This is a genomic window from Oceanirhabdus seepicola (assembly GCF_023684385.1).
GTDB lineage: Bacteria > Bacillota > Clostridia > Clostridiales > Clostridiaceae > Oceanirhabdus > Oceanirhabdus seepicola.
This window is the reverse complement of sequence record NZ_JAGSOJ010000002.1, coordinates 1,134,059-1,161,028: the sequence shown is the minus strand read 5'-3', so window position 1 is coordinate 1,161,028 and position 26,970 is coordinate 1,134,059. Positions and strand designations below refer to the sequence as shown.

General features: G+C 31.2%; 24 protein-coding genes. 8 read left to right on the top strand and 16 right to left on the bottom strand.

The window, feature by feature from the left end:
* From KDK92_RS12770 to KDK92_RS12750, 5 genes are all read right to left on the bottom strand, one after another.
* Window positions 1–405: a 3'-5' exonuclease gene (locus KDK92_RS12770; RefSeq protein WP_338115268.1), complete on the bottom strand. Its 405-nt coding sequence runs from the start codon at window positions 403–405 to the stop codon at window positions 1–3.
* 216 nt (window positions 406–621) lie between these two features.
* Entirely contained in the window at window positions 622–1,968 is a 1,347-nt protein-coding gene (locus tag KDK92_RS12765; protein WP_250859665.1) for a hypothetical protein, read from the bottom strand.
* A 755-nt stretch (window positions 1,969–2,723) separates the two neighbouring features.
* Window positions 2,724–3,458, bottom strand: a complete 735-nt coding sequence (locus tag KDK92_RS12760) for a WG repeat-containing protein (RefSeq protein ID WP_250859663.1) — start codon at window positions 3,456–3,458, stop codon at window positions 2,724–2,726.
* A 20-nt stretch (window positions 3,459–3,478) separates the two neighbouring features.
* Window positions 3,479–4,186, bottom strand: coding sequence for a hypothetical protein (locus tag KDK92_RS12755; protein WP_250859662.1), 708 nt, complete (start codon window positions 4,184–4,186; stop codon window positions 3,479–3,481).
* Between the two features lie 266 nt (window positions 4,187–4,452).
* Window positions 4,453–6,450, bottom strand: coding sequence for an ATP-dependent helicase (locus tag KDK92_RS12750; protein ID WP_250859661.1), 1,998 nt, complete (start codon window positions 6,448–6,450; stop codon window positions 4,453–4,455).
* A 117-nt stretch (window positions 6,451–6,567) separates the two neighbouring features.
* Here KDK92_RS12750 and KDK92_RS12745 point away from each other — a divergent pair, with 117 nt between their 5' ends.
* Both KDK92_RS12745 and KDK92_RS12740 read left to right on the top strand, forming a co-directional pair.
* The gene (locus KDK92_RS12745) at window positions 6,568–8,052 is read left to right on the top strand and encodes a nicotinate phosphoribosyltransferase (RefSeq protein ID WP_250859659.1); all 1,485 of its coding nucleotides are present in this window, start codon (window positions 6,568–6,570) and stop codon (window positions 8,050–8,052) included.
* Between the two features lie 38 nt (window positions 8,053–8,090).
* Window positions 8,091–8,438, top strand: a complete 348-nt coding sequence (locus KDK92_RS12740; RefSeq protein ID WP_250859657.1) for a hypothetical protein — start codon at window positions 8,091–8,093, stop codon at window positions 8,436–8,438.
* Window positions 8,439–9,031: 593 nt separating this feature from the next.
* Here KDK92_RS12740 and KDK92_RS12735 read toward each other — a convergent pair.
* A complete protein-coding gene (locus KDK92_RS12735; RefSeq protein ID WP_250859656.1) occupies window positions 9,032–9,244 on the bottom strand; it encodes a hypothetical protein in 213 nt (70 codons plus the stop codon).
* Between the two features lie 217 nt (window positions 9,245–9,461).
* Entirely contained in the window at window positions 9,462–10,061 is a 600-nt protein-coding gene (locus KDK92_RS12730) for an NUDIX hydrolase (RefSeq protein WP_250859654.1), read from the bottom strand.
* A 268-nt stretch (window positions 10,062–10,329) separates the two neighbouring features.
* Between KDK92_RS12730 and KDK92_RS12725 the strand changes: the two genes are divergently transcribed.
* The 4 genes from KDK92_RS12725 to KDK92_RS12710 all read left to right on the top strand — a co-directional run bounded on the left by KDK92_RS12725 (window position 10,330) and on the right by KDK92_RS12710 (window position 15,446).
* The gene (locus tag KDK92_RS12725; RefSeq protein WP_250859653.1) at window positions 10,330–11,571 is read left to right on the top strand and encodes a D-alanyl-D-alanine carboxypeptidase family protein; all 1,242 of its coding nucleotides are present in this window, start codon (window positions 10,330–10,332) and stop codon (window positions 11,569–11,571) included.
* Window positions 11,572–12,017: 446 nt separating this feature from the next.
* Entirely contained in the window at window positions 12,018–12,293 is a 276-nt protein-coding gene (locus tag KDK92_RS12720) for an ArsR/SmtB family transcription factor (RefSeq protein WP_250859651.1), read from the top strand.
* 397 nt (window positions 12,294–12,690) lie between these two features.
* Window positions 12,691–12,966: an ArsR/SmtB family transcription factor gene (locus KDK92_RS12715; protein WP_250859650.1), complete on the top strand. Its 276-nt coding sequence runs from the start codon at window positions 12,691–12,693 to the stop codon at window positions 12,964–12,966.
* A gap of 17 nt (window positions 12,967–12,983) precedes the next feature.
* The gene (locus KDK92_RS12710; RefSeq protein WP_250859649.1) at window positions 12,984–15,446 is read left to right on the top strand and encodes a DsrE/DsrF/DrsH-like family protein; all 2,463 of its coding nucleotides are present in this window, start codon (window positions 12,984–12,986) and stop codon (window positions 15,444–15,446) included.
* 47 nt (window positions 15,447–15,493) lie between these two features.
* Here the strand turns inward: KDK92_RS12710 and KDK92_RS12705 are convergent, their stop codons facing one another.
* The 7 genes from KDK92_RS12705 to KDK92_RS12675 form a co-directional block, all read right to left on the bottom strand.
* The gene (locus KDK92_RS12705) at window positions 15,494–15,826 is read right to left on the bottom strand and encodes a hypothetical protein (protein ID WP_250859647.1); all 333 of its coding nucleotides are present in this window, start codon (window positions 15,824–15,826) and stop codon (window positions 15,494–15,496) included.
* A gap of 177 nt (window positions 15,827–16,003) precedes the next feature.
* Window positions 16,004–16,411, bottom strand: coding sequence for a VOC family protein (locus KDK92_RS12700; RefSeq protein WP_250859645.1), 408 nt, complete (start codon window positions 16,409–16,411; stop codon window positions 16,004–16,006).
* Window positions 16,412–16,488: 77 nt separating this feature from the next.
* On the bottom strand, window positions 16,489–17,445 hold the full coding sequence (gene asrC / locus KDK92_RS12695; RefSeq protein WP_250859643.1) for a sulfite reductase subunit C: 957 nt from the start codon (window positions 17,443–17,445) through the stop codon (window positions 16,489–16,491).
* A 15-nt stretch (window positions 17,446–17,460) separates the two neighbouring features.
* A complete protein-coding gene (gene asrB, locus KDK92_RS12690) occupies window positions 17,461–18,252 on the bottom strand; it encodes an anaerobic sulfite reductase subunit AsrB (protein WP_250859641.1) in 792 nt (263 codons plus the stop codon).
* Entirely contained in the window at window positions 18,252–19,253 is a 1,002-nt protein-coding gene (gene asrA / locus KDK92_RS12685; protein WP_250859640.1) for an anaerobic sulfite reductase subunit AsrA, read from the bottom strand. The genes asrB and asrA overlap by 1 nt, the downstream gene beginning before the upstream one ends.
* 26 nt (window positions 19,254–19,279) lie before the next feature.
* Entirely contained in the window at window positions 19,280–20,047 is a 768-nt protein-coding gene (locus KDK92_RS12680; RefSeq protein ID WP_250859638.1) for a formate/nitrite transporter family protein, read from the bottom strand.
* A gap of 173 nt (window positions 20,048–20,220) precedes the next feature.
* The gene (locus KDK92_RS12675) at window positions 20,221–20,919 is read right to left on the bottom strand and encodes a Crp/Fnr family transcriptional regulator (RefSeq protein WP_250859637.1); all 699 of its coding nucleotides are present in this window, start codon (window positions 20,917–20,919) and stop codon (window positions 20,221–20,223) included.
* Between the two features lie 154 nt (window positions 20,920–21,073).
* Between KDK92_RS12675 and hypF the strand changes: the two genes are divergently transcribed.
* Entirely contained in the window at window positions 21,074–23,380 is a 2,307-nt protein-coding gene (gene hypF, locus KDK92_RS12670) for a carbamoyltransferase HypF (RefSeq protein WP_250859636.1), read from the top strand.
* Complete coding sequence (gene ltaE / locus KDK92_RS12665; RefSeq protein ID WP_250859634.1) at window positions 23,380–24,408, top strand: low-specificity L-threonine aldolase; 1,029 nt, start codon at window positions 23,380–23,382, stop codon at window positions 24,406–24,408. The genes hypF and ltaE overlap by 1 nt, the downstream gene beginning before the upstream one ends.
* 745 nt (window positions 24,409–25,153) lie before the next feature.
* Here ltaE and KDK92_RS12660 read toward each other — a convergent pair.
* Together KDK92_RS12660 and KDK92_RS12655 are read right to left on the bottom strand one after the other, a co-directional pair.
* Window positions 25,154–25,897, bottom strand: a complete 744-nt coding sequence (locus tag KDK92_RS12660) for a SprT-like domain-containing protein (protein WP_250859632.1) — start codon at window positions 25,895–25,897, stop codon at window positions 25,154–25,156.
* A gap of 10 nt (window positions 25,898–25,907) precedes the next feature.
* Complete coding sequence (locus tag KDK92_RS12655; RefSeq protein ID WP_250859631.1) at window positions 25,908–26,801, bottom strand: MBL fold metallo-hydrolase; 894 nt, start codon at window positions 26,799–26,801, stop codon at window positions 25,908–25,910.
* Between the last annotated feature and the right edge of the window lie 169 nt (window positions 26,802–26,970).

The window sequence follows — 26,970 nt, the reverse complement described above, 5'->3', positions numbered from 1 at the left end:
TTACACCTTACTTATCATATCATTCCTCAAAAGAACCATAACATCAAACTTTCTCTTTGTATTATTAGCAAAAACTATCTCAATACTTTCCTTGTCTAGATATGAAATTTCACCAAGTCCAAAAGATATATGTTTAACCTTCTCTCCAACCTTATAATCATCAGGGGTCATCTCCCTTAGTACACCCATCTCATAGAGAAATCTTGAAGGGTCCATACTTCTGTTTCTCATGAATCTACAATGGTCTAGCCATAAATTTTGAGAAGTTCTTGTTATTCCTACATAGAATAATCTTCTTTCCTCTTCTATGTTTTCGTGCATGCTCTTAACATAAGGGAGTATTTCTTCATTACAATTTATAATGATTACATTTTCAAATTCCATACCTTTGACACCGTGATAAATTCAAGTTGAACTTACATAGCTAAGAGAGGTAGTCATTGTCCAGATTAATTAGTTAATTCGTTCCATACATTGTTGTAATTATTATACTATATTGATTTAGTTTATACACTAACAAATAAATGCTTATGATTTTACTTTATACAAAGTCAAATCTCAACTGCACATCTAATACAATTAATACCTCCATCTTTATACAACTTTTCTTATTCCTATCCGTTACACCCACTCTACCATTCCGTTTTTAACTATGTACCCGTTTCTCTTTTTCTCAATTGCAGGTTTATCTGCTTTATCATAGCCATTTACTTTATCATAGTCATTTACTTTGGCATAGCCACATACTTCAGCATAGTCATATACCTTAGCATTACCATATACTTCAGCATTACCATATACTTTAGCATAGCTATATACTTTAGTATTATCATATACTCTAGCATTATCATATACCTTAGCATTATCATATACTTCAACCTTACCATATACTTCAGCCTTACCAAATACCTTAGCCTTATAATATACTTCAGCATCACCATATACCTTAGCATCACCATACACTTTAGCATCACCACACACTCTAGCCATATCATATACATTAGCATTACCATATACATTAGCATTACCATATACTTTAGCATCATCATACACTCTAGCCATATCATATACATTAGCATTACCATATACATTAGCATTACCATATACTTTAGCATCACCATACACTCTAGCCATATCATATACATTAGCATTACCATATACTTTAGCATTACCATACACTCTAGCCTTATCATATACTCTAGAATTACCATATACCCAACAATCATTAAATTGGCTTAGCTTTCCTTCATTCTGGACATAACCACCCAAGTCACCTTCTTTGACATCTCCAAAATCTCTTAGTGCTTTAATGCGATATAATGTCATTGTATTGACCGTTATAGTATCCTCTTTTACTAGTTCATATCTTTCCAACATAAAGTTTGTAGTAGTTACCTTAGCACCACCATATAATTCAGTCTTGCCATATACTATACCATAATCATATACCTCAGTATTACCATATAATTCAGCATCACCATACACTTTAGCATCACCATACACGCTAGCCTTATCACATACATTAGCATTACCATATACTTTAGCATCACTATATACTTTAGCATAGCTATATACTTTAGCATTACCATACACTCTAGCCTTATCATATACATTAGCATTACCATATACTTTAGCATCACCATATACTTTAGCATAGCTATATACTTTAGCAGCACCATACACTCTAGCCTTATCATATACATTAGCATTACCATACACTTTAGCATTATCATACACTTCAGCATTATCATATATAATAGCAGCACCATATACTTCAGCAGTACCATATACCTTAGCATTATCATATACCCAACAATCATTATATTGCCCTAGATTTCCTTCATGCTGTATATAACCACCTAAGTCCCCCTCTTTAACATCTCCAAAATCTCTTAGTGCTTTAATACGATATAACATTGTTGAATTGAATATTATACTATCCTCTTTTACTAGTTCATATTTTTTCATGATAATTTTCTCCTTTATGTAAATCAAACATCTATTGTAAATTATTTTAACAACTCAAATTTTACATACATTTACACCTTATATTTCCATAATATCACTTAATTATTAATATACTTTTATTAGATAAAAAAAACAAGCCTATATTAATAACCTTGTTATTTGATACCTATAATTATTTAACTCCTTGTTTCATATACTCTTAAAAGTCTAACCCTGAAATCAATTTTAAATCATTTGTAAACAGAATAAAGAGCATCCTACATGAATGCTCTTGTTTACTTAGTTTTTATTGATGATTCTCAATATTCTTTATAACTTCAGAGTTTTCAGGCGTTGAAAAATCCCAAGTTCAAGGAACAAAGCAAACGAGCAGCACAGTGAAACTTAATTACGCAGAGATTGGGCATTTTCAACCTTATAATCATCAGGGGTTTTCTCCCTCAATATTCCCATCTCATAAAGAAATCTTGAAGGTTCCATACTTCTATATAGATTAGGTTTACACACTAACAAATAGTCGCATTGATATACCTTTTAAAATAGCTAAGAAACATAACATATATGATTCTATTTACACCTTCTACTCAGTTGCCTATTCTTGTTGAAACCCTATCTATACTTAAACGGTAATCTTTCATAATTTAAATTTATTATATAAATAAAAAATATGAAAACTGTATAGTGCGCTTCATAAAATTGAACAAAATAATCAAAAACACCTAAATTGATAGATGCAATTAATCTTTATACTTATTTTAACCATATGGATGTGTCTTTTTATAGTTTCTTAATTCTATCATAGCCTTAAAATCATTAATAGTAGGTTCAATAACAAATTGTCCCTTCTTATTTATATAAGATATTTTTTTCCATAAAGGATTTGAACCAGTTAATACATAAGCATATCCGTCTTCAAACTCACGGCAACTAAAAAATTGAGGTTCAATAACAATATCATAATTTTCATCTATAAATCCATATTTATCGTTGATACATACAGATGCTAGTCCTTCTGAAAACTTACCCATATATTTAAACTTTTTCTTTTTTCCTTCTATCACAGATAGCATTGAAGCTACTCCCCCTCCATTTTCGAAGTTTTTCCCATACCATGAAATTCTATCAATTTTATAATCTTTATTGTTTGGAACTTCAAATATTAGAAGATATGTTTGAGTCTGCCCTGCTTCAAGATAATCTTGTCCAATAAATTCATAATATGAATCTGTTTTTTCAACATAATCTAGAATTTCTTTATTCTTTGTAATATCAATATTTTGATATCTGTAACGACCAGTTTCTATATGAAATATTAAATCTTTAATATTTAATCTTTCAGATATAGTAGATGTATTATTCTTAACTCTTATTTGAAAATTAATAACAATATACTTATCTAATGGTGACTCATAACATTCTGGTTTGTTATATAGTACATTAACACTATATAACTCATTTTCATAGCTTGCACTACCTAATTGATATGACATTCTATTATTTCCCCTTTGTATTAGTAATTTTTTCTGTGTTTAAAATCAATGTTATTATATTCATTATGAACTTCAACGTTCTCCACTTCTATAACCTTTGAACCTCCATCACTCAAATAATTTTTGTTTTTATTATTTCCTTTTAATGAATCAACAGTGCCTAATACAGTAGTTGTTGCACTTACAGTATCTAAGATTGCTGCTCCAGCAGCCATTCCACCACCACCTGCTGATATAGCTCCTCCACCTATATGAGCTAAAGTAGCACTTGTTTGTGCAGCACCATTAATTGTAGAAATAGCAGCACCTGTACTCGCTGTAGCAGTAGCAGCAGTTACTCCTGTAATAGCAGCACCAGCTATATCCCCTACTACTAATCCTGCAGCTGCTCCACCAATTACATTACCTACCTTTTTAGCTGTTTGGATACCTTGTGAATCTACTCCAGCAACTTCTGCTACAAATTCACCAACGCCTCCGCCTATTTTACTTGATACATCTACAGCAGTATCCACTACTGTTCCTGTAACATTGCCAGTGAATTTCGCTACTTCATTAACTGTTTTTCCAAGTCCATTCCCAACATTCCTAGAAATCTCTGAAATTTCATCACTTCCTAAAGCCCCTGCAATTCCACCTACTATTTCACCTGTACCCTTTAATGCAACTTCAGCAACTCCACCTACTACTTTACCTGTTCCTTTTAATAAATCACCTAATATACCCAATATTCTTCCTCCAGTAGCTATTAATTTAGTTTATATTGCTAGTTTTACAATATTTTCTTGTATGTATTATTGGTAAATTATAATGTTTTTACCATTATATTATCACATTAAACATTATAAAGTAAATACTACTTTGATAAACTACGAACGCTCCTAGTAATGCAAAGAAACGTCCTAGAATCACTTCTAAGACGTTTAAAATATCATTAATATATTTTTGTTTTCTATTATTAGAATCCTCACAACTCAATTCAATATTTTCTTTACTACACCTTATTTATCATATCATTCCTCAAAAGAACCATAACATCAAACTTTCTCTTAGTATTATTAGCAAAAACTATTTCAATCTCTTTCTTATCTAGATATGATATTTCTCCAAGCCCAAAGGATATATGCTTAACCTGTTCTCCTACCTTATAATCATCAGGGGTCATCTCCCTTAGTACACCCATCTCATAGAGAAATCTTGAAGGGTCCATACTTCTGTTTCTCATGAATCTACAATGGTCTAGCCATAAATTTTGAGAAGTTCTTGTTATTCCTACATAGAATAATCTTCTTTCCTCTTCTATGTTTTCGTGCATGCTCTTAACATAAGGGAGTATTTCTTCATTACAATTTATAATGATTACATTTTCAAATTCCATACCTTTGACACCGTGAATTGTACTTAATATAATCCCCTCTTTTGTAAGATCATTCTTTTTCACTTCATTTTTAAATTCTTCAATATGCTCAAGGAATGCTAATGTATTACTATATTCTCCTGCAAGATCTTTGAACTCTTCAAGAATTTCATCGAAATCTCCTAGATTCAAATTAGACCTCTCACAGTAATCTCTTAAATGATCATAGTATCCCAGTGTTCCGATTATGGTCTCAATTGCCGATGATAATGAATATTTATTTAACATAAGCACATCACGTTTTAAATCTTCAATAGTTTTTATCTGGAATGGATGAAGATCTTCACAATCAATTAGCCACTGAAACGCATCCTTCCCATTGAGATTTTCATTTTTAAGCTTAAAAACAATACTCTTACTTACATATCTAAATGGTTTATTGATTATTCTAACGAATTCTTCTTTATTATATGGATCAATACTTAATCTCAAATATGCAAGTATATCCTTTGCTATAAAATGCTCGTAAAAATTATATTGCTTATCTAATAATCTAAAAGGAATTCTATGCCTTATAAAGGAATCTATAACCTTTGTTATCTCCATATTAGTTCTAGCTAATATAGCAATATCATCCCAATTGTATTTATTAATTCCATGAAGTTTTATAACCCTCTCAGTAATCTTACTAATTTCAGTCCGTTCATCATTATGAATGTTTACTTCAAGAACACCCTCTTCTTTATTAACTGGATTTAGTTCTTTGTGATTTCTCATTCTATTATTCTTAATAAGTTCATTTGATACCTGAACCAGATTTTTAGGATTTCTATAATTATTCTTAAGGTATATCTTTTCTCCATTTTCAAATGTATCTTGAAAATCAACCATGAAATCAGGTCTTGATCCCCTAAATCCATATATACACTGATCTTCATCACCTACAGCATAAATAAAATTATCTTTATTGAGCAGTTTCAATATATTCACCTGCCCACTATCACAATCTTGAAATTCATCAACTAATATATGTTTAAAAAGATTTTGATACCCTCTTAATATTCTTTCATCTTTTTCCAAAAGTTGCTTTACCTGAATCTGCAGATCATCAAAATCGAATAAGTTATGCTTCTTCTTATAATCTTCATATTTATTAAAGCAGTCTTCAAAAATATCCATAGAAAACTCAATATCCAACATGGTCTTGTTAAAATCTTCTTTTTTATATATAGAAATAACATTCAACATTTCCTTCACTTTATCATCAGATATATCCTGCACATACTCCATTAGAGCACTTCTTATAATTCCGTAAGTTTTCCCACTGTCGATTATATTAAATTCAAACCCATGATTCTTTAAAATCTTATAGAATAAACCATGGAAAGTTCCAAAGAAAGGTGGGGTAATATCTTTATTGTTATAAGCAAATCTTTTTTTCATATTCATTGCTGCTGCTTTTGTAAACGTCATTACTACTATATTTCTACTTTTAACCTTCTTTTCTCTCAAAAGATATTCTATTCTTGAAAGAAGAGTTGTAGTTTTACCTGCACCTGGCGTTGCAACAACCAATACATTATTTTTCTCAGTTTTTGCTGCTACTGATTGAAATTCATCTAAATTAAACCTCATTCCATATTCTCCTTATTTTCTTCCTTGTAATACTTACAGTTTAGTATTAAAATAAAATAAACTGAAAACTATTATTAATTATAGACAATATTGTGATTAATATAAAGGAGAAGAATCATGGAATACATTAAAAATTTCAATGTTAGGAATAATAGAAACCTAACAATGCTTGTTGATTTTTATGAATTAACGATGGCTAATGGCTATTTAAAGACCGATGTTAAAGATAAAATTGCCTATTTTGATATGTTCTTCAGAAGAGTACCTGATGGCGGTGGATATTGTATTATGGCTGGAATACAACAATTATGTGAGTATCTTTCTAGTCTAACATTCACAGACTACGATATTGATTATTTAAGAGAAAAGAACCTATTTGACGATGATTTCTTGACTTATCTTAAAAATTTTAAATTCGAATGTGATGTTTGGGCAATTCCAGAGGGAAATCCAGTTTTCCCATCAGAACCATTAGTTACTGTTAGAGGACCAATCATTCAAGCTCAATTTGTTGAAACAATGATTTTACTTACAGTAAATCACCAAACTTTAATCGCAACAAAAGCTAGTAGAATTACTAGAGCAGCAAAAAATCGTCCAGTAATGGAATTTGGTTCAAGAAGAGCTCAAGGTTATGATGGCGCTATATATGGAGCAAGAGCTGCATTTATAGGTGGTTGTTCTTCAACTGCTTGTACTATAGCAGATCAAATGTTTGGAATTCCTGCTGTTGGTACAATGGCACATAGTTGGGTTCAATTATTTGATTCAGAATATGATGCTTTTAAAGCATGGACTGAATCATATCCTGATAACTGCACATTATTAGTTGACACATATAATACCCTTAAATCTGGTGTTCCTAACGCAATAAAAGTTTTTGATGAGGTATTAAAACCTCTTGGAAAGAGACCTAGCGGGGTAAGAATTGATAGTGGAGATATTACATACCTGTCTAAAGCAGTTAGAAAGATGCTTGATGAGTCAGGTTATAGTGATGTTAAAATAGTCGCATCTAATTCATTAGATGAGTATATCATAAGAAGTATTCTTGACAACGGTGCTTGTCTTGATGTTTTTGGAGTTGGTGAAAGACTTATCACTGCGAAATCAGAACCTGTTTTTGGCGGTGTATACAAGCTTGTTGCTGTTGAAGATCCCAAAACTGGTGAGATTACTCCAAAAATTAAGATTTCTGAAAATCCTGAAAAAATAACCAACCCAGCTTTTAAAAATATTTACAGAATTTTTGATAAAGATAGTAATAAAGCAATTGCTGATTTGTTAACTATAAGAGGAGAAGAAATTGATTTTACTAAACCTCTAACTTTATTTAATCCTGTTCATACTTGGAAAAAGAAAACTCTTAATAATTATTATGCAAAAGAGCTTATGGTGAAGATTTTTGATAAAGGAGAATTGGTTTACGAATCACCTGAAGTTAAGGATATAAAAGAATTCTGCAAAAAAGAACTTGATAATCTTTGGGCAGAAGTTAAAAGATTCGAGAACCCTCACCCATATTATATAGATTTATCTCAAAATCTTTGGAATTTAAAACAAGAATTGCTTATGAAATATTCTTCTGAATTTAATAAATAGATTATTGAGTTTTTTCAATAATCAGAGGAAGTGATATTATGAATAAACCTAAAATAAAAATATCTTATACCGCTTATGATAAACTTATGGAAGTCATAGAAGATCGTCAAGAAATTAACTGCATTAAAGTTGAAGCTGCTACTAAAGGGTGTGGACCTAAAGTTAGTTTTTATTTTGATAGTGTTAATAATGATGAGATAACTGATTATGTAGACAAACTTCCATTAGTTTATGGTAATGATATATCTAAAGATTTTAAAACAATAATAATCGTATACAGAAAAAACAGTTTTTCAGTTAAAGCAGAAAGATATAGTGATGAGCTTCAAGGAATCCTTGTAGCTGAAACTAAAGGTTGTGGCGGAAACTGTGGAAAACACCGTTAAAGAAATGGAAAAGCTTTAAAAGAAGTTGAGAGTGGAGAATTGAGAATGATGGATGCTTCTGCCTTTAGGGGCAGAAGCTACATTTTATTGTTCTTTAGAACAAGGTATTTTTCACTCATTTTATCTTGAGATAAAATATTGTATTTGTATACACCTATGTTTTGTATTATTTAGATGCAACTTAAACTTTAATATTAATAACAAAAAAGTTGACGACATTATCGCCAACTTTTTTGTTATTAAATACAATATCTTTCTTGTGTTTCAGCTACAATGTTTCATCAAAATGAAACGAGTAAAACCCTTTTGTCCAAGGAACAACAAGATTAAAATTTCTCGAAGAGAAATGTCCTTCGTTCTCCACTCTCCACTTTCAACTCTCAACTTATTTTTTTACGCTTCGTGCTTTTCACGTCTTGTTACTTTAAAAAGATCAATCGTATGAGGAAGAGTAATCTTCTTAACTTTACCATTATACTTTTTAATCTTTCTCAAAACCAACACCTCAATAATAAAAATATTTTCTCACTTTTATTATTTATAAAAACTCTGAATTTTAATCATACTCTTTATTGATATAGTTTGTCTATATATTAAAAAGCTCCTGGATATTTATTTTTCAAATACTCTATATTATCATTCATTTCAAATACTTTTAATCTTTCCTCTTCCTCAAATGGGCAGATCCCGTCATTCTCATCCCATCTGTAAAAGGGACAATCTGCAAAGCATTCAACATCTTCCCCACTCAATGATAAAAACTCACATAACTTCATGCCAACACCTCTTTCGCTAATATTTCCCATTTCCTCAATTATACATATTTTTCCCCCTAATTACAATTAATTTCAGAATTTTTTTATTTTTTTGGAAATAGAACAATTTCACGAAGAAATTATCACATGTAATCTTGCTTATATCAAGTGGTTATTTATTTGTGTAAAATTGAACCTGTTGAATTTGGTAAGAATAAAAAAATGAAAGCCAAGCGCGTGCAACGGGTCTTTTTTAATAATCTATTTATTATAAATTATCAACAAATTTTTTAATTATTGCTGCCGTGAATCCCCAAATAACAATATCTTGGTTATACTTATAAAAATACTCATTCATAATTCCTTTTTTAAATTTATAATCTTTCCCTCCATTAATAAGTTCATATGGAAAATCTTTATTATTTATTGGCCCTATTTCCATCTCATATAATACTGGTTCATTATCCAAAAAATACTGCAATGGAATCTTTATCAATTCTTCAACCTCATTAGGGTTAACATTAAATTCCCCCCCTTTCTTTACCCCTAGAAAAGGATATATTATAAGACCATATGGACTTACTAGATAATCCAACTCCCCAATAACCTCTATATCCTCTTTATCTATGCCTATTTCCTCATCACACTCCCTAAGAGCTGCATCAATAGGTAACTCTTCTTCTACCCTGCCACCAGGCAAACAAATATCACCTGGTTGAGATTTCATTCCAAATGCCCTTCTCTCAAATATCACATTCACTTGACCATCTTCGCACTCTTCCATGAGCAAAAGTACAGCTGCCTCTCTTTTCTTAGTAATTGGATATCCTTTTCTTCCTCTATATTTTTTTATAACTCTTTCAATCATAAGTTCTCAACTCCCTTTAAATAAAGCCTAATGTTTTATTCCCTATAGTTTAACATAAAGAAAATTCCCATAATAGTTTAATAAATGTTCATAATTAAGAACCTTACTATTTTTATAATACAGGTTTATAGTAACTCCCTTATCTGATATAATTGAGTGTAGACATAAGTCATCTTCAAGCAAATAACAACTCTAGCTTGTTATTTTATTTGAATATGCCTTGGATACATAAATATATAAACTTTAATAGAATTGACGGAGGTATAAAGTGAAAAATTTCAAAAAATCTTTATGGATATTTTTAATCTTGTTTATTGTAAGTTTTAATCTTGTTTGGGCAGAAGATCTATCAAATATTAGTGGTACTCAGGCAATCGTTTATGATTATGAAACCGGTGAGATCATTTATACTAAGGATATTGATAGCAAATCATATCCTGCGTCAATCACTAAGTTAATGACCGCTTTACTATTAGCTGAAAACTTTAATAAAGATGAAATGCTTACATATACTCAAAGTGCGGCAGATCAACCTGCATATTCTTATGGTAAAAATGTAGAGCAAGTTCTTGTTGGAGATAAGATGTCTGCTGAGGATGCGATGTATGCATTGCTATTATACTCTGGTAATGATATAGCCTATATGATTGCTGATAATGTCAGTGGTGACAGTGCTAAATTTGTAAATGCTATGAACTTAAAGGCAAAAGAACTGGGAATGACTAGCACTAATTTTGTAACACCTAACGGAATAGATGATAATACTGAAGTTCATCTAACTACCCCATATGACATAGCTATAATGACAAAAGCAGCCTTTGAAAATGACTGGATAGAAAAAACTATGAAAACAGAACGCGTTGTGGTTTCTACTGAAAATTCAAGAGAAAGAGAAATTGAAAATAGAAATAAAAACCTTGGATTAAATGGATGTATTGGTGGTAAAACAGGTTATACAGAGAAAGCTGGTAGATGCTTGACTTCTATCTACAAAAATAATGATAGAACTTTAATTGGTGTAGTAATGAATTCTGAATATATTTACGGTGTAGATACTGCAGTATTCGAAGACATGAATACAATAATGGAATATAGTTTCAACAGAGAGAAAGATACCCTTAAGAAAAGCGGAGATATCATAAAAAGTGTAACAGCTTCATATAAAGTCATCCCATTCATTGGTCCAAATAGAACTATTGATATACCCCTTTTCATTAATGAGGACATAAAATATTATAAAACTGAAATTGAACCTAAAATCGATGTTAAAGTAAATACTTTTAATCTATGGAAAATAGATCCTTCAACTCCATTAGGAACTATAACTATTACTTTAAAAGATTATAGTGAAACATATACTCTTTATAGTGATATTAGCAGTAGCAAACTATTAAAAGATAATATTTTTATTTATGTTGGATTAGGAATCGGTGTACTTATACTAATAATCTTAATAGTAATTATATTTAAAAAGATTTTTGGTAGAAAAAAGAGAAGATATAGATATTAAGAACTTATGTTAAGGGGATTAGTATCTCTAACTATATTGTACTTGGAACAATGGGACTATTAACAGTATTTATTCTGGGAACAGTGTTTTATTTCTTTACTATTACTAACATTGCCATAGTACTTACCATAGCAATGATTAGCTTCATTAAACACCGCCCTAACTTTGTTAATATTAAAAACGGAACTGAAAAGAAACTAATGCGTACAATAAAAAAGTAAGTATTTTTATAACCAAAAGGAAGTACATGAATAAATGTTACTTCCTCTTTTATTTCCTTATTCTTATTAATTTTTTCTTTAAAAATTCCTAATATAATTAAAAATATAATCTTTATTAACTGGTAATCATAATTAATAATATTAATTATTTGTATTTTATTGACAACTATATCTATATATCATAACATATTAATATAGAGATAAACGAATAAGAAGGTGATCTTAATGAATAAAAATAATAAATCATATGAAGAGATAGCTGAAATTTTAAAAGCACTGTCTCATCCAGTTAGATTATGCATAGTTGCTGGCTTACTGGATAAAGGAAAATGTAATGTTAATTATATGAAAGAATGCCTTGAACTCCCACAATCAACTGTATCCCAGCATCTTCAGAAACTTAAAGCAGCTGGAATAATATCTGGTGAGAGAAATGGATTAGAGATATTTTATAGTGTTAAAGATGAATCAGTAAAGAAAATAATAGAAGTATTATTCTAAACTTAAGTAGGATAAATAGGTATAAGGCACATGAAAATAGATAACAAGTCAAAGATGCTAGTCTATTTATTTGAATGTGCCTAAGGCTTACAATATACATACTCGATAAAAAACTGAACCTAATAGAAATTTAGAGTACAATAAAAAGTAAATATTTTATAACTTATAACAAAGAAGGAAGTACATTTAAAAAATGTTACTTCCTTTTTTGTTATCTATATTCTTGTTAATTTTTTTCTTTAATGTTTACTTAATATAATAAAGAATATCCTTTTTGTTAACAGGTAATCCTAATAAAAACTAATAATATTTTTTATTTTTTTGTTATTTTATTGACAACCATATCTATATATCGTAATATACTAATATAAAGATGTTTAATAAGAAGGTGATATTAATGGATAATAATTATAAATCTTACGAAGAGATATCAGAGATTTTAAAAGCAATCTCTCATCCGGTTAGGTTGTGCATAGTAGCTGGCTTACTGGATAAAGGAAAATGCAATGTTAATTATATGAAGGAGTGTCTTGATCTCCCACAGTCAACTGTATCCCAGCATCTTCAGAAACTTAAATCCGCTGGAATAATATCTGGGGAGAGAAATGGATTAGAAATATATTATAGTGTTAAAGACGAAACAGTAAAGAAAATTATAGAAGTATTATTTTAAAACTAAGGAGGCTTATCATGGGAAAGAAAATATTGGTTGTAGGCGGCGTCGCTGGTGGTGCATCTGCTGCTGCTAGACTTCGTAGATTAGATGAAAAAGCAAATATTGTATTATTTGAGAAAGGACCTCATATCTCCTTTGCAAACTGTGGATTACCTTACCATATAGGTGATGAGATAAAAGAAAGAGATGCTCTTCTTCTACACACCCCTGAAACTTTTAAAGCAAGATTAGATGTAGATGTTAGAGTAAATAGTATGGTAAGTGAAATTAATCCAAAGGAAAATAAAGTTAAGGTTATTAATTTTGATGGTGAAAGTTATGAAGAAAGCTATGATGAGTTAATTCTTTCACCAGGCGCAAAGCCAATGCGTCCACCAATTCCTGGTATAGATAACAAGAATATATTCACTTTAAGAAACATCAATGACATGGATAAAATCAAAAATTACATCATATCAAATCATGTGAAATCAGCAGTAGTAGTTGGTGGAGGATTCATCGGAGTTGAGATGGCTGAAAATCTTCACTCTTTAAAAGTTGAAACCTCACTTGTTGAAGCAGCTCCTCATGTCCTAACTCCATTTGATATGGATATGATTCCAATGATTGAAGATGAAATAAAATCTAGAGGAATTAACCTTTATGTTAACAATCCAGTTTCATCTTTTGAAGGTGATGGAAAGAGTTTAAATGTTACTCTTAAAAACGGTGAAAAAATTGAAACTCAACTAGTTATCTTATCTATAGGAGTAACTCCTGATACAGGATTCATAAAAAATTCTGGAATAGAACTTGGTCCTAGAGGACACATTGTAGTAGATGATTCTTTAAGAACTAATTTCTCAAACATTTATGCTGTTGGTGATGCTATTGAAGTAAAAGACTATGTAGATGAAAGTAAAACTGCTATCCCTCTTGCAGGTCCTGCAAACAAACAAGGACGTATGGCAGCCGATAATATATATGGCGATGATAAAAAATATAAAGGTTCTTTAGGATCATCAATAATAAAAGTATTTGATTTAACATGTGCAAGAACTGGAAATACAGAGTTTGCTCTTAAGAAAAAAGGGATTGAGTACCATAAGGCACTTCTTTACCCTCAAAGCCACGCTTCATATTATCCTGGTGCTATGCCAATGGCTCTTAAGGTATTATTCGGTAAAGATGGTAAACTTCTTGGTGCTCAGGCTGTTGGATATGAAGGCGTTGCCAAACGTATTGATGTAATTGCTACTTCAATGAAATACAAAGGAACGGTACATGACTTAACTGAACTTGAACTATGTTATGCTCCTCCATTCTCATCTGCAAAAGATCCAGTTAATATGGCAGGTTATGTTGGAGAAAATATTTTAAAAGGAAAAACTGATATTGTTTCTCCAGAAGATATTGATAATATTCCAGATTCAGCTGTATTACTTGATGTAAGAACAGACTTAGAACGCGAAAATGGATATCTTAAAGATTCTATTCATATCCCTGTTGACTCTTTAAGAGAAAATCTTCATAAACTTCCTAAAGATAAAGAAATATGGGTTTATTGTCAAATAGGATTAAGAGGATATATCGGAGAAAGAATTCTTAAACAGAACGGATTCAAAGTTAAAAATATTACAGGTGGTTATAAGTTTTATAGAGGCGTTAATGTTGTAAAAACAACTGAAGCACCTTCAATTCCTCAAAATATAACTCCAGATAAAGTAGATACTTCTATTGAGGAAAAACAAGTTAAACCAGTTACTGAACTAAACGCATGTGGATTATGTTGTCCTGGCCCACTATTAACAACAAAAGAAGCAATGGATGAACTTAATGATGGAGAAAAATTAAAAATAAAAGCTTCTGATCCTGGCTTCTATGAAGATATAAAAGCTTGGTGTTACAGAACAAATAACAATCTTGTTAATTTAGAAAAAGATAAAGGTATAATAACTGCTGAAATAATCAAAGGGGTAGATGATAAATCTATTGCTTGTGATTCAACTGAGCAACTAGGCCCAGTTCGTGATAATAAAACTATGGTTGTTTTCAGTGGAGATCTTGATAAAGCTATAGCATCATTTATCATTGCAAACGGCGCTGCAGCTATGGGTAAAAAAGTTACTATGTTCTTTACTTTCTGGGGTATAAATATTCTAAGAAACCCTGAAAAGGTTAAAGTTGATAAATCCTTCATAGAGAAAATGTTCGGATTCATGATGCCTAGAGGTACAAATAAACTAAAATTATCTAATATGCACATGATGGGTATGGGAAGTTCTATGATAAAAGGTATAATGAAGAAACATAATGTAGCCTCTCTTCCAGAGTTAATTGCATCAGCTCAAAAGAACGGTGTTGAAATAGTAGCTTGTCAGATGTCAATGGATCTTCTAGGATTAAAAGTAGAAGAATTGATACCAGGAGTAAAAATAGGCGGAGTTGGGTATTACCTTGGTGAAGCTGAAGATTCAAATGTAAATCTATTTATATAAACTAAATGGAGTAGGGAAACGCCCCTACTCCGTTTTAATTTTATTCACTATTGCTTTTTCAATCTACTCAAGTCTTCATTTGCTAATCCTGTTACTCTACTTATTAAATCTAAATCAAAGTCTCTAATAAGTAAAATTCTAGCTACTTCTTCTGATTTATTTATTACACCCAAATCGTATCCTTTTTTAAATCCTTTCTTGAAGCCCTTTCGGAATGTTTTTTTCATATTCTTTTTTACTTTCTTTTTTTGCTTCTTTACTTTTTTTCCTCTATGTCCTCCACGTTTAGATAAAGATTTTTTATCCAGCTTCTTCTTATCATCAGACTTCATATCATCTAAATTTTTATCTACTGACTTTTTAACTCCATCCTCACTCATGCCTACCTCACTTTATGTTAGAAAAACAACAATTATTATTTATATAAATATATTAAAATTCTTTTATAAATATTCTAAGTAATAGCTAAATAACCATCTTAAAGTACTAATATTTTATTAATTAGCTCGTCTATAATTATTTCTTCACCTTGATAATCTCCATATTATACATTTATGTTAAAGACTTTCGCTGTCTCTTATTTCAATTTCCGTTCCCTCTGGAGCCACCAACTTAAATTGGTATCCCCCTTTTATCTTATAAATGATTTTACCATGTTTCTTTTTAAAGTTAGTAAAACCCTTGCTTTTGAATTCTTCTAATTCTTCATGAGCATCCTCAACAATAAAACTTAGGTGTGGTATACCCTGATTAAGCTTCTCATAGGCACTATAAGGACTTGAACATTTTGGTGGAAGAATTTCAAATAACAAATCACCATACTTCAACCACCCTCTCTTTATTCTCTTAGGAACATAGATATCTTCTTTAATAATTTCAACTCCTAAAACCTTTGTGTAAAAATCAATTGTATCATTATAACAAGATGTCTGAATACAAAAATGATGTAGTGATCTTCCTTTCACCAAATTCCTCTCCTTTACGCAATATGTAATAAAATAACCACTAGAGTAATTACCCCAATGGTTATTCTTAACTGGTTTTAGTAATGTATTCCACTCCAATAGATATTATTTGCTACCTTAGCCATGGGTGATAACTCCACATCTTTAAGTGCCCATTTCTTATATTCCATAAATCCAGTACGATCAACAATGTAACCAATATGCTCTTTTGGTAAACTTCTATCTATATACTCATTAATATAATCATAAGTATTCTTAATGATCTTAATGATACTCTCCTCATCTACCCAAAGAATGAAATCTTCAGCAAGTCTTGGATTTTTCTTACCTGTACGTCCCATTATTGCTAGACGGTAAAATTTATTATCATTACGTGTCCACGCGTTAGTTGGACAGTTAAGTACACATTCTCCACATCCGATACATTTATCATGATCACGTACAATCTTGTAGTTTTCCATCTTCAATGCACCTGTTGAAAGCTTCTGGCACTTTTCAACACAACGATTGCAGCTTACACAACGCTCTTTCTCATATTCAGGTAATGTCATACCAATGATTCCAAAGTCATGCATTCTAACTTTTATACAGTCATTAGGACATCCCGTTAAAGCAATCTTTACGTGAAAATCATTAGGGAAAATAGCATCTTCTATTCTCTTTGCAAACCCACTTGTCTCATATTGAGCTTTAGGGCAAGCTCTATTACCAATGCATGCAGCTACATTACGAGTACCTGCTGCCGGATAACCTGTATTAGGACTAACCTGATTTATTCCAAACCCTTCAATAACCGGTTGTATTAGTTCATTTACCTTATCCATATCTTCCATTCTAATTCCAGTAATTTCAAACCCCTGTCTTGTAGTTAAATGAACATCTCCATCTCCATATTCCTGTGCAATCTTATTAAGCACTAAGAAGTGTTCAGTATTTATTCTCCCACCTGGAACCCTTACTCTCAGGGAGGTCATATATCTATCTTTTACTATTCTAAAGGCATTTTGGGTAACTTTTTTAGTATTAATATCCATATTCAATCCTCCCCCTTAATCAAATAACTGCTTAGCTTTTGTAAAGTTAAACACTGGTCCTTCTAGACATATATATGTGTCATCCATTTTACAGTGTCCACATTTTCCAATACCACAGTGCATTTTTCTCTCATAAGATACCCAAATATTCTCCTCTGGTATACCGGAATCCAAGAAGGCCATAACTGTAAACTTCATCATCATGGGTGGCCCTACAATTATAACAGCAGTGTTACTCTTATCTTCTACCTTAACTCCATCTACGTACTTAGTAATAAGACCAACATTACCTTCGTATCCCTCTTCTGCACCATCAACAGTAAGAGTAATATTCATCTTTTCTTGCCAAGCTTTAATCTCTTTCTTGAATAAGATATCCTGAGGAGATTTAAAACCTACTAAAAGATTAAAATCTTTATATTCTTCTGGAGATCCATATATAATATCAATTATCCCTTTAACAGGAGCTAAACCACTACCACCTGCCGCTATAATTACTTCCTTATCTTTATATAAATTAACATCAAATCCATTTCCATAAGGACCTCTTAACCAGAAGCCATCTCCTACTTTGAACTTGTGAAGTTCATCAGTTACTTTACCTACACGACGAATCGTAAAATCTAAATACTCTTCTCCTATCCCTGAAACCGAGATAGGACACTCCCCGTATTTTGGAATTGAAACCTCAAAGAACTGACCTGGCTTAACATCACCTTTGTAAGCCATTCTAAATGTATATTCTATATCTGTATGTTGAATTATTTCTAAAATTTCTGATTTAAAAGGCATGTACGCATTTTTCATTATTTTGTCTCCCCCCTTGTATAATCATCTAATTTGTTTATACAAGCTGAGAAGGAAATATATTGAGGACATGCATCATCACAACGACCACATCCAACACACATATGATAACCAAATCGCTTGTTATAGTCATATACTTTATGAAGAGTTTTAAATCTCATTTTATCACCGTTCTTCTGTCTAAAGCTGTGACCACCAGCCATATCTGTATATCCATCTACCTGACAAGAAGCCCATACACGTCTTCTCTCACCATTGTTTTCGTTATCTTTATAAAATATATCCTGCATAGAGAAGCATGTACAAGTTGGACAAACAAAGTTACATTTTCCACATGCAATACAACGCTTATCATACTCTCTCCATAGGTCTGCATCTTTAACATCTCCAGTCAGCCCTTTTGGAATGTTAACCTTAGTATCATTTTCAGTTACATAAGGAACCTCAAATTCAACTTTTTCCCCTTGGAAATAATTCTCTAGTTCATCATCTTTAACATCTAACATTACTTGATCTTTATCTAGTTTTAATCCAAGACTGTAATTTTCACTTTTATTTGTTCCCATACTTACACAGAAACAATTTCTGAAACTCTTTTCGCATCCCATAAGTACAAACTTAACACGATCTCTAACTTGCTTATAGTATGGATCTATCTCTCCATTCTTAATATAAATCTGATCTATTCTTTTTATAGAATGAAGATCACAAGATCTTAAAAACACAAGTACCTTCTTTTTTTCCATTGAAGGCTCAGTATACGCATCTTCTGTGAAGTGAAATAACACTTGAGTCATAGGTAATAATACTTCTTTATGTGAGAAGTGTGATTTTTTATTAAACTCTATCTCCTCTAAGGAACTAACCCCTTTATAACGAATTGAATCTGTGTCTGAACAACGCCCTTTAAATGGCATTGAAACAGGTGCATATATTTTGTATTCTTTTTTTAAATTTTCTAAGCTCTCATTAAATTTACTTTTACTTAAAGAAATTTTCATATTGACCATTACCTCCACTTCATTCATTATTTTCCCTGACCTAAGATAAAGTAGCTTCCTCCTAGAAGTATTCCTCCACCGATAAAGTTACCGATTGTTACTGGAATTAAGTTATTCATCATCCCCATAACAGAGATTGTTTCTGGATGTGGCATAAATAATGATATTGAAAATATAGTCATATTTGCAATACTATGCTCGAATCCGCTAGTTATAAACGCAAATAAACACCACCAGATCATAATTAACTTTCCAGATTCACTTTTCATTTTTATAGAACAAAGTACAGCTAAACAAACTAAAATATTACATAAGATACCTTTTGCTAATAATGGCATAAATTCGCCACTCATCTTAGAACTTGCTACTTTGATTATAAAATCTCCAGTTCCACCAGTTGCAGATCCCGCCATAACGAATATCACCGCTACCAATGCTGATCCAATAAAGTTACCAATATAGCTATAGAACCATACACGACTTGCATCACCCCAACTCACACGATTGTCCAAAGCACCAGCTGTCATAATAAGATTATTACCTGTAAATAATTCCGATCCTGCCATAATAACAAGACTAAGTGCAATACCAAATGATACACCCATGACGATTTTAGTTGAAGGTGACCCTGCTGCTGATAACAGCCCTCCAATTGTCATAATAAGAATGATTCCTAGTCCAACGTAGAATCCAGCTAAAATTGAAGCTAAAACATATTTTCCTTTTGAGTCTTTTGACAACTTTGCTTTAGCCACCGATGCATTTCCTAACTTCTTCAATGTTTCTCCTGACATTTGTAACCCCCCTTAAATTTTTCTTTCTTCTTAAAATAACTTTCATTTAAACTTCGAGGATTGATAAATTTTAGACAAATCATCCTCCATTAATATATTTTAATTTTAAATTACTTCATAAAAAAAGTATGTGACAATTATCACACACTCATTCTTTTTATATTCAATTTTGCTTAATCCCTATAATATTTTAATAATGACTTCTCGTGAACAAAAAGACTCTTATCTTCCCACTTTATTACCCCTTCACTTAAGAGCACCTTCATAGCTCTTGAAATAGTTTCACGTGAACTGCCTAACATATAGGATAGATATGTTACTGTAATCTTAAGATCAATTAATCTCCAGTCACCCTTTGAAACGCCATAATCTCTTGATAACTTCCAGAGTTTCGCTGCTAATTTCTTATCCATTCTTATAGGTACAGTATTCTTTAGTTGACGATATAACCTTCTCTGTTTCTTTCCTATAGAGTTAATAATGTTTAGTGTTAAAGAAAAATCTTTCTCCATAATAGCAAGAAACTCTTCTTTATTAAATTCTAAAATCACTGCCTCTTCAAAAACTTCACACATTACTGATACGGGAAGTTCATCGAAGACAACTTCATTTATAAGGTCACCTTCCCCTAATATAAAGAAAATACGTTTCTGTCCCCATCCTGAATATCTAGCCATACTTACCTTACCTGATAAAATTGCGTAGAATTTATTTATCTGATCCTTTTCAAAAAAGAGCGTCTTATCTCTCTCATATAACCTTGCTTTAGCTATCTTTAGAATTGCCTTTTTAGATTTTTCAGTAATTCCATTAAAAGCTTTAATACTTTGAATATCCTTTAATGTAATTTCAACACCACTTTTTTTATCCAAGAGTAACACTCCTTTGTTTCATATATAATTTATTATATTTTACTCTATTGTATAACATTTTATTTCTAGTCCCAATATAAATTCCGTGTTAAAATATATATAAATAATTTAATGAATTTTCTAAATAAGCAAACACTTTTGAGAGGTGCATACAATGAAGAGAAATTTCATAAAAGTTAGTGGAATTGTTCAAGGGGTTGGTTTTAGACCCTATGTTTATAAAATTGCAGTTGAGAATAATCTTAAAGGGTGGGTTAATAATACCAGCGAAGGAGTTTTTATGGATATTGAAGGTAATGTAGATGATATAACCACTCTCGTTACTTCACTTCAAACATCACCTCCGCCCTTATCTAAAATAACTGCGATCCAGATTGAAGAGCTAGCTCTAACTGGTTTTGATGATTTTACTATAAAAATAAGCGAAGATAATAAAAATAAAGTCACCTTAATATCACCAGATATATCAACATGCGAAGATTGTTTCCATGATATTTCTGATCCAAATAATAGACGTTTTGAATACCCATTTACAAACTGTACAAATTGCGGTCCAAGATTCTCAATTATAAAGAATATACCTTATGATAGATGTGAAACAACCATGAATAAATTCCCTATGTGTCCTGAGTGTAATGAGGAATATAAAAATCCATTAGATAGACGATTCCACGCACAACCAAATGCATGTGATGAATGTGGACCTCATCTTTGGCTTGAATCATCTAAAGGAGAAAAAATAGAGTGTGATGACCCACTTGAATTTACAAGAAAAGAACTTCTTAAAGGAAAGATATTCGCAATTAAGGGATTAGGAGGTTTCCATCTTTGCTGTAATGCATATGATAAAGATGCACTCAAAACTCTGCGTGTGCGAAAGAATCGCCCATGTAAACCTTTTGCTATAATGGTGGATGACCCCACTATGTTAAGGCAAGGTTATTCTATAACCTCTGCTGAGGAGGAACTTATAAGGTGCAAAGAACGTCCAATAGTTATAATTGAAAAAAAGCATGGAGATGATCTTTTTCCATTGGAACTAGCTCCTAATGTAAATACCTGTGGTGTTATGATGCCTTATACTCCTCTTCATAAACTTCTATTTAAATGTGAGATTACTGCACTTGTTATGACAAGTGCAAATATGACTTCTCTACCTCTTGAATATACAAATGAAGGAGCAAGAGAAAATTTATCATCAATAGCTGATTATTTCCTCTTCCATAATAGAGATATTCATACTCCTATTGATGATTCAATAGTAAGGATTGTTGGAGATAGATTCCAAACACTTAGACGTGCACGTGGTTATGTACCTCTTCCACTGAAACATGAGAAGATGAACAGTATTTTAGCTCTTGGTCCAAATATGAAAAATACCTTCTCCTTTTCAAAGGAATCTAACATATTCATGAGTCAATATAACGGTGATCTCGAAAGCTATGAGAATATAAAACTCTACCAAAGAAACCTAGAACATTTTTCAAAGATATATGATTTCAAACCTGAAGTAGTGGTTCATGATAATCATCCTACATACTACACCACAACTTTTAGCAATGAATTTAAAGTAACCAAACTATCCATTCAACACCATTATGCTCATATTATAAGCTGCATGGCTGAGAATAATCTCCTTAAGAAAAAAGTCATCGGGGTAGCCTTTGATGGAACAGGATATGGAGATGATGGCATGGTTTGGGGCGGCGAGTTCTTTATATGTGATTTGAACCAATGTAACAGATATGCCCACTTTGAATATATGGATATACAAGGAGGAGAATCAGCGATTAAAAAACCTTGGAAGATTGCTGTAGCATACCTTAATCAAGCATTCTTAAAATCCAATGGAGCTTTGAATGAAAAACAATATGAAAATATTCTTTCATCCATAACTGGTAATGAAAATGATAAGAAAACCTTAATTACCTTGCTAAATAAAAATATAAACACCTTCTCAACCTCAAGTATTGGTAGATTATTTGATTGTGTATCATCCCTGATATCAGTCTGTAATGAAGCAACTTATGAGGGTCAAGCATCCATAGAACTTGAGGAACTCTTATGGAATCTACCTGTTAAGAGCGATGATTCATACAATCATGTAATTAATGAAGATAATAGAACTAAAAGAATTGAGATTGCAGAGTTAATTTGTACAATTTCAAAAGATATTTTGAATGAAGTTCCTAAGGAGATAATATCCCTTAAATTTCATAATACTATAATTAATATAATTGTAGATATATGTTCATCTATAAGAAAGGAACATAACATAAATGATGTATGCTTAAGTGGTGGCGTTTTTCAAAATTCATACATACTAGAGAATAGTATTAATAAATTAACATCACTATCTTTTATTGTGCACACCCATAAAGATTATCCATGTAACGATGGAGGAATATCTTTAGGACAACTAATATATGCATGGAATAAAACAAAAAAGGAGAGACTATAATGAAAAAATTTATTGATTTACGAAGTGACACTATAACGCAGCCTACAGATGATATGAGGAGAGCAATGTTCGAGGCCGAAGTTGGAGATGATGTATACGGTGATGACCCTACAGTAAATAAATTTGAAAAACTGGCTGCTGAAATTCTTGGAAAAGAGGCTGCATTATTAGTTCCTTCTGGAACATTCGGTAACCAACTTGCAATTTTCACTCATTGTAGAAGAGGAAACGAAGTAATCCTAGGAGAAGATACTCATATTATTCAACATGAAGTTGGCGCTGCAGCTGTTATAAGTGGTGTACAATTACGACCTATCCAAAGTACAAAAGGAGAAATGAATCCATTACATATCAAAGAGAGAATAAGAAAAGAGGAAGATGATATTCATTACCCTTCCACAGGACTTATTTGCATGGAAAATGCTCACTCTAATGGTAGAGTTATATCACTTGATAATATGAAAAAAATTTACGAAGTAGGAAATGTAAATAATGTTCCTGTTCATCTAGACGGTGCTCGCCTATTCAATGCAGCTGCTTATTTAAATAAAGATATCAAAGAACTGACTCAATACTGTGACACAGTAAATGTTTGTATATCAAAAGGGCTTTGCGCTCCTATTGGATCAATACTAGCTGGTGACAAGAAATTTATTGAAAGAGCAAAAAAAGCTCGTAAACTTTTAGGCGGTGGCTTACGTCAGGCAGGCTTCATTGCAGCTGCTGGTATATTAGCTATAACTGATATGGCTGAGAGAATTGGAGAAGACCATGAAACAGCATTATATCTCGCTAAACGACTTAAAGAATTCAAAAACATAAAAGTTTCACATGATTTCCTTCACATAAACATGGTATTCTTCCAACTGAAAGACTTTGATAGCATTGAACTTATGGAAAAATTATTAAAGTACAATATTAAAATCAATCCAGAAGAGGACGGTTTAATGCGCTTTGTCACAAGTTATTGGACTTCTGAAGAAGATATTGATATACTTATAAATAAAATGAAAGAAATTATGGCATAAACAACCATATGATATTTTTCTTTCATATAGTTTAATTTTCAGAATTTTGTTTCCTTTCAAATAAATAATTGATAAATCCATAATAATGTGTTACCATATAAATAACAATTGTCACAATTTGTTGTTGTATTTATAACATTCGAAATAGTATTCAATTTATAAATAGTCAATACCAAATATAGTGAATTATGCACATTTGCTATATTTTTATATACTACATTTTTCAAAGTTATGACAATGATATAGAATTTCATGTTCAATAGGTCGCGTCCCGCTAGAACCTATATAACCACTTAACCACATATATATGAATACAGAGCATGACTTTCAGCATTCATTACATAACTCCCTGAGAATATGTTATTTCCATTAACCAAAAGCCTCTCCCACAGAGGCTTTTTTATTTTGTTAAAACAACAAAATTCCCATGACCCATTAAGAATAAGTAGACATCGGAACAGTATTAAAAGAAACGTAAAAGTGCAGAGTTGAGAATTGAGAACGATTGACATTTCACTCCGTGAAATTTAAATTCTGCTGTTCCTTGAACAAAAAAAATTTACTCGTTTCATTTAAATGAAACCTTGTACTCTAAATACAATATTTTATCCACAGATAAAATGAGTAAAATCTCGTTGGTCTAAAGAAGAATAAGATGTAGTTTCTGCCCTAAGGGCAGAAACATCCATCGTTCTCCACTCTCCACTCTCAACTTCCAACTATGTTTTTATTTTCTTTGTTATATTTATTTTTTCAACAGGCTGAGTTTTTCCAATGGAACATAGAATTTCTCGTACCTGTTGCCTTTTTTATCACTATATTGTCCATTTTCACTATTCACCATAACAACAGCTCGTTTATTAACCTTATAGAGTACACCCTCTAACCTTGCATTCTTAAAATCAAAACATACCCTATCTCCTAACACCATGTTCTTCTCTTTCTTCAAAACCTCTCTGTTATTTGGTAGTTTATGATATGATTGAGTATGTCCAAAAATATTCTTTGCCAAAATCTTAAATCGAGGATTAGAACAATTGCTATCACCATATAGCACAAATTCTAGAAGATGAACCATTTCATGTTCCATTATGAGCATCACTGCCATTAATCTATCCTCACATTTTAATCCACATACTTCTCTATCTTCTTCTGTTTTCAACAAATTATTGAAAAATACCTTAGATAACCTTATTTCAAAATCATTAACCAGCTTCCCATTCCTTGTTTTAGCTAATGTTTTACCTGCTGCAGAGGTCATCCGACTTGATATTGAGAACTTTATGTTCATTTTATATTTTTTAAAGACCTCTTGAAGAAATATCTCATCATATATATTAAATAATATCTTTATATCAACAGCAGATATATCCACCAATCCATATTCCAAATAATTTATAGATTTCTTAATAAATTGTTTTTTTATTTCATCTCTTTTGCCAATAACTTCTTCTCTTGATAGTTTCATCAGAGCTATATCTCGCTGCATTTTATCCTCCTTAAGCGTTAGAATAAAAATATAATTTTCCGCCTTCTATCATACTGTCAATCTTTCCTTTATTTAATAAGTAAGTTATGTATCCATTTATAGTTGTTCTATTTAGGTAGTATTGCTTCTTATTTATGTTAAGATCATTTAATATGAATATGCGCTCCATAAGATCTTCCTGTGTCATCGGATTATTAAGAGCATCATATATTTCTTGCTCATACTTCTTTATGTTGCTTCTATTTACTTCTATTAATTCTTCCATTTCCTCATGATTATATATTCTGTCGGAATGTCCAATTACATATCTATCACATTTTAAACTCTTAATTTTTTCTAACGAATCAAGGAACTCTTCTATATTGAACACATACGCTAATGAATATTTTTCAAGTATACTTTCTGAAAAAATACTATCACCTAGGAATGCCACTTTATCAGGTGTTATAATACCTATCCCATCCGATGCATGTCCTGGCAGCGAGACAATCTCAAATCCCTTATTATTCAACTCTAACTTTCCCTGTTCAATAGTCTCATCCACCTCACTAAATTTATTCTTATCCTTCATTTTTTCAACAGGATTACCTCCATATGTAATATATGCTCCAATTTGATAATTCTCAATATACAATCTTTCTTCATGAGATGTATATATTCTCAAGTTAGGTGAATTTTCCTTAATAAATAAATTTCCTCCACAATGATCAGTATGATTATGTGTATTGATTATAAATCTACATTTTAACTGGTTTTCATTCAAAATCTTAAATATCTTTTTACCGAAAGCTTTTCCTGTTCCAGTGTCTATTATCAAAGCATCTTTATTCTTAAATATATATACCCCTATGTTGGTTGGTGCTGAAATACTATATGTATTTCCTAATATTTTATCAATATTCAATACTATCACCTTCAATTATTTTCTTTTTTTAACCATTATACCATTTCTAAACATCACTTCTCTACCACAAAAACTTGAAGAACTTGCTAACACATGAAATAACCTAAAATGTTTATACATTTAAGCTTGTTTTATATATATTATATATCAATTTAATATGTATAATTAT

Excerpts from the sequence above, each read along its gene's own strand:
- KDK92_RS12765 (WP_250859665.1), bottom strand. The coding sequence starts at position 1,968 with ATGAAAAAATATGAACTAGTAAAAGAGGATAGTATAATATTCAATTCA.
- KDK92_RS12760 (WP_250859663.1), bottom strand. The coding sequence starts at position 3,458 with ATGTCATATCAATTAGGTAGTGCAAGCTATGAAAATGAGTTATATAGT.
- KDK92_RS12750 (WP_250859661.1), bottom strand. The coding sequence starts at position 6,450 with ATGAGGTTTAATTTAGATGAATTTCAATCAGTAGCAGCAAAAACTGAG.
- KDK92_RS12745 (WP_250859659.1), top strand. The coding sequence starts at position 6,568 with ATGGAATACATTAAAAATTTCAATGTTAGGAATAATAGAAACCTAACA.
- KDK92_RS12740 (WP_250859657.1), top strand. The coding sequence starts at position 8,091 with ATGAATAAACCTAAAATAAAAATATCTTATACCGCTTATGATAAACTT.
- KDK92_RS12735 (WP_250859656.1), bottom strand. The coding sequence starts at position 9,244 with ATGGGAAATATTAGCGAAAGAGGTGTTGGCATGAAGTTATGTGAGTTT.
- KDK92_RS12730 (WP_250859654.1), bottom strand. The coding sequence starts at position 10,061 with ATGATTGAAAGAGTTATAAAAAAATATAGAGGAAGAAAAGGATATCCA.
- KDK92_RS12720 (WP_250859651.1), top strand. The coding sequence starts at position 12,018 with ATGAATAAAAATAATAAATCATATGAAGAGATAGCTGAAATTTTAAAA.
- KDK92_RS12715 (WP_250859650.1), top strand. The coding sequence starts at position 12,691 with ATGGATAATAATTATAAATCTTACGAAGAGATATCAGAGATTTTAAAA.
- KDK92_RS12710 (WP_250859649.1), top strand. The coding sequence starts at position 12,984 with ATGGGAAAGAAAATATTGGTTGTAGGCGGCGTCGCTGGTGGTGCATCT.
- KDK92_RS12705 (WP_250859647.1), bottom strand. The coding sequence starts at position 15,826 with ATGAGTGAGGATGGAGTTAAAAAGTCAGTAGATAAAAATTTAGATGAT.
- asrC (WP_250859643.1), bottom strand. The coding sequence starts at position 17,445 with ATGGATATTAATACTAAAAAAGTTACCCAAAATGCCTTTAGAATAGTA.
- asrB (WP_250859641.1), bottom strand. The coding sequence starts at position 18,252 with ATGAAAAATGCGTACATGCCTTTTAAATCAGAAATTTTAGAAATAATT.
- asrA (WP_250859640.1), bottom strand. The coding sequence starts at position 19,253 with ATGAAAATTTCTTTAAGTAAAAGTAAATTTAATGAGAGCTTAGAAAAT.
- KDK92_RS12680 (WP_250859638.1), bottom strand. The coding sequence starts at position 20,047 with ATGTCAGGAGAAACATTGAAGAAGTTAGGAAATGCATCGGTGGCTAAA.
- hypF (WP_250859636.1), top strand. The coding sequence starts at position 21,074 with ATGAAGAGAAATTTCATAAAAGTTAGTGGAATTGTTCAAGGGGTTGGT.
- ltaE (WP_250859634.1), top strand. The coding sequence starts at position 23,380 with ATGAAAAAATTTATTGATTTACGAAGTGACACTATAACGCAGCCTACA.
- KDK92_RS12660 (WP_250859632.1), bottom strand. The coding sequence starts at position 25,897 with ATGCAGCGAGATATAGCTCTGATGAAACTATCAAGAGAAGAAGTTATT.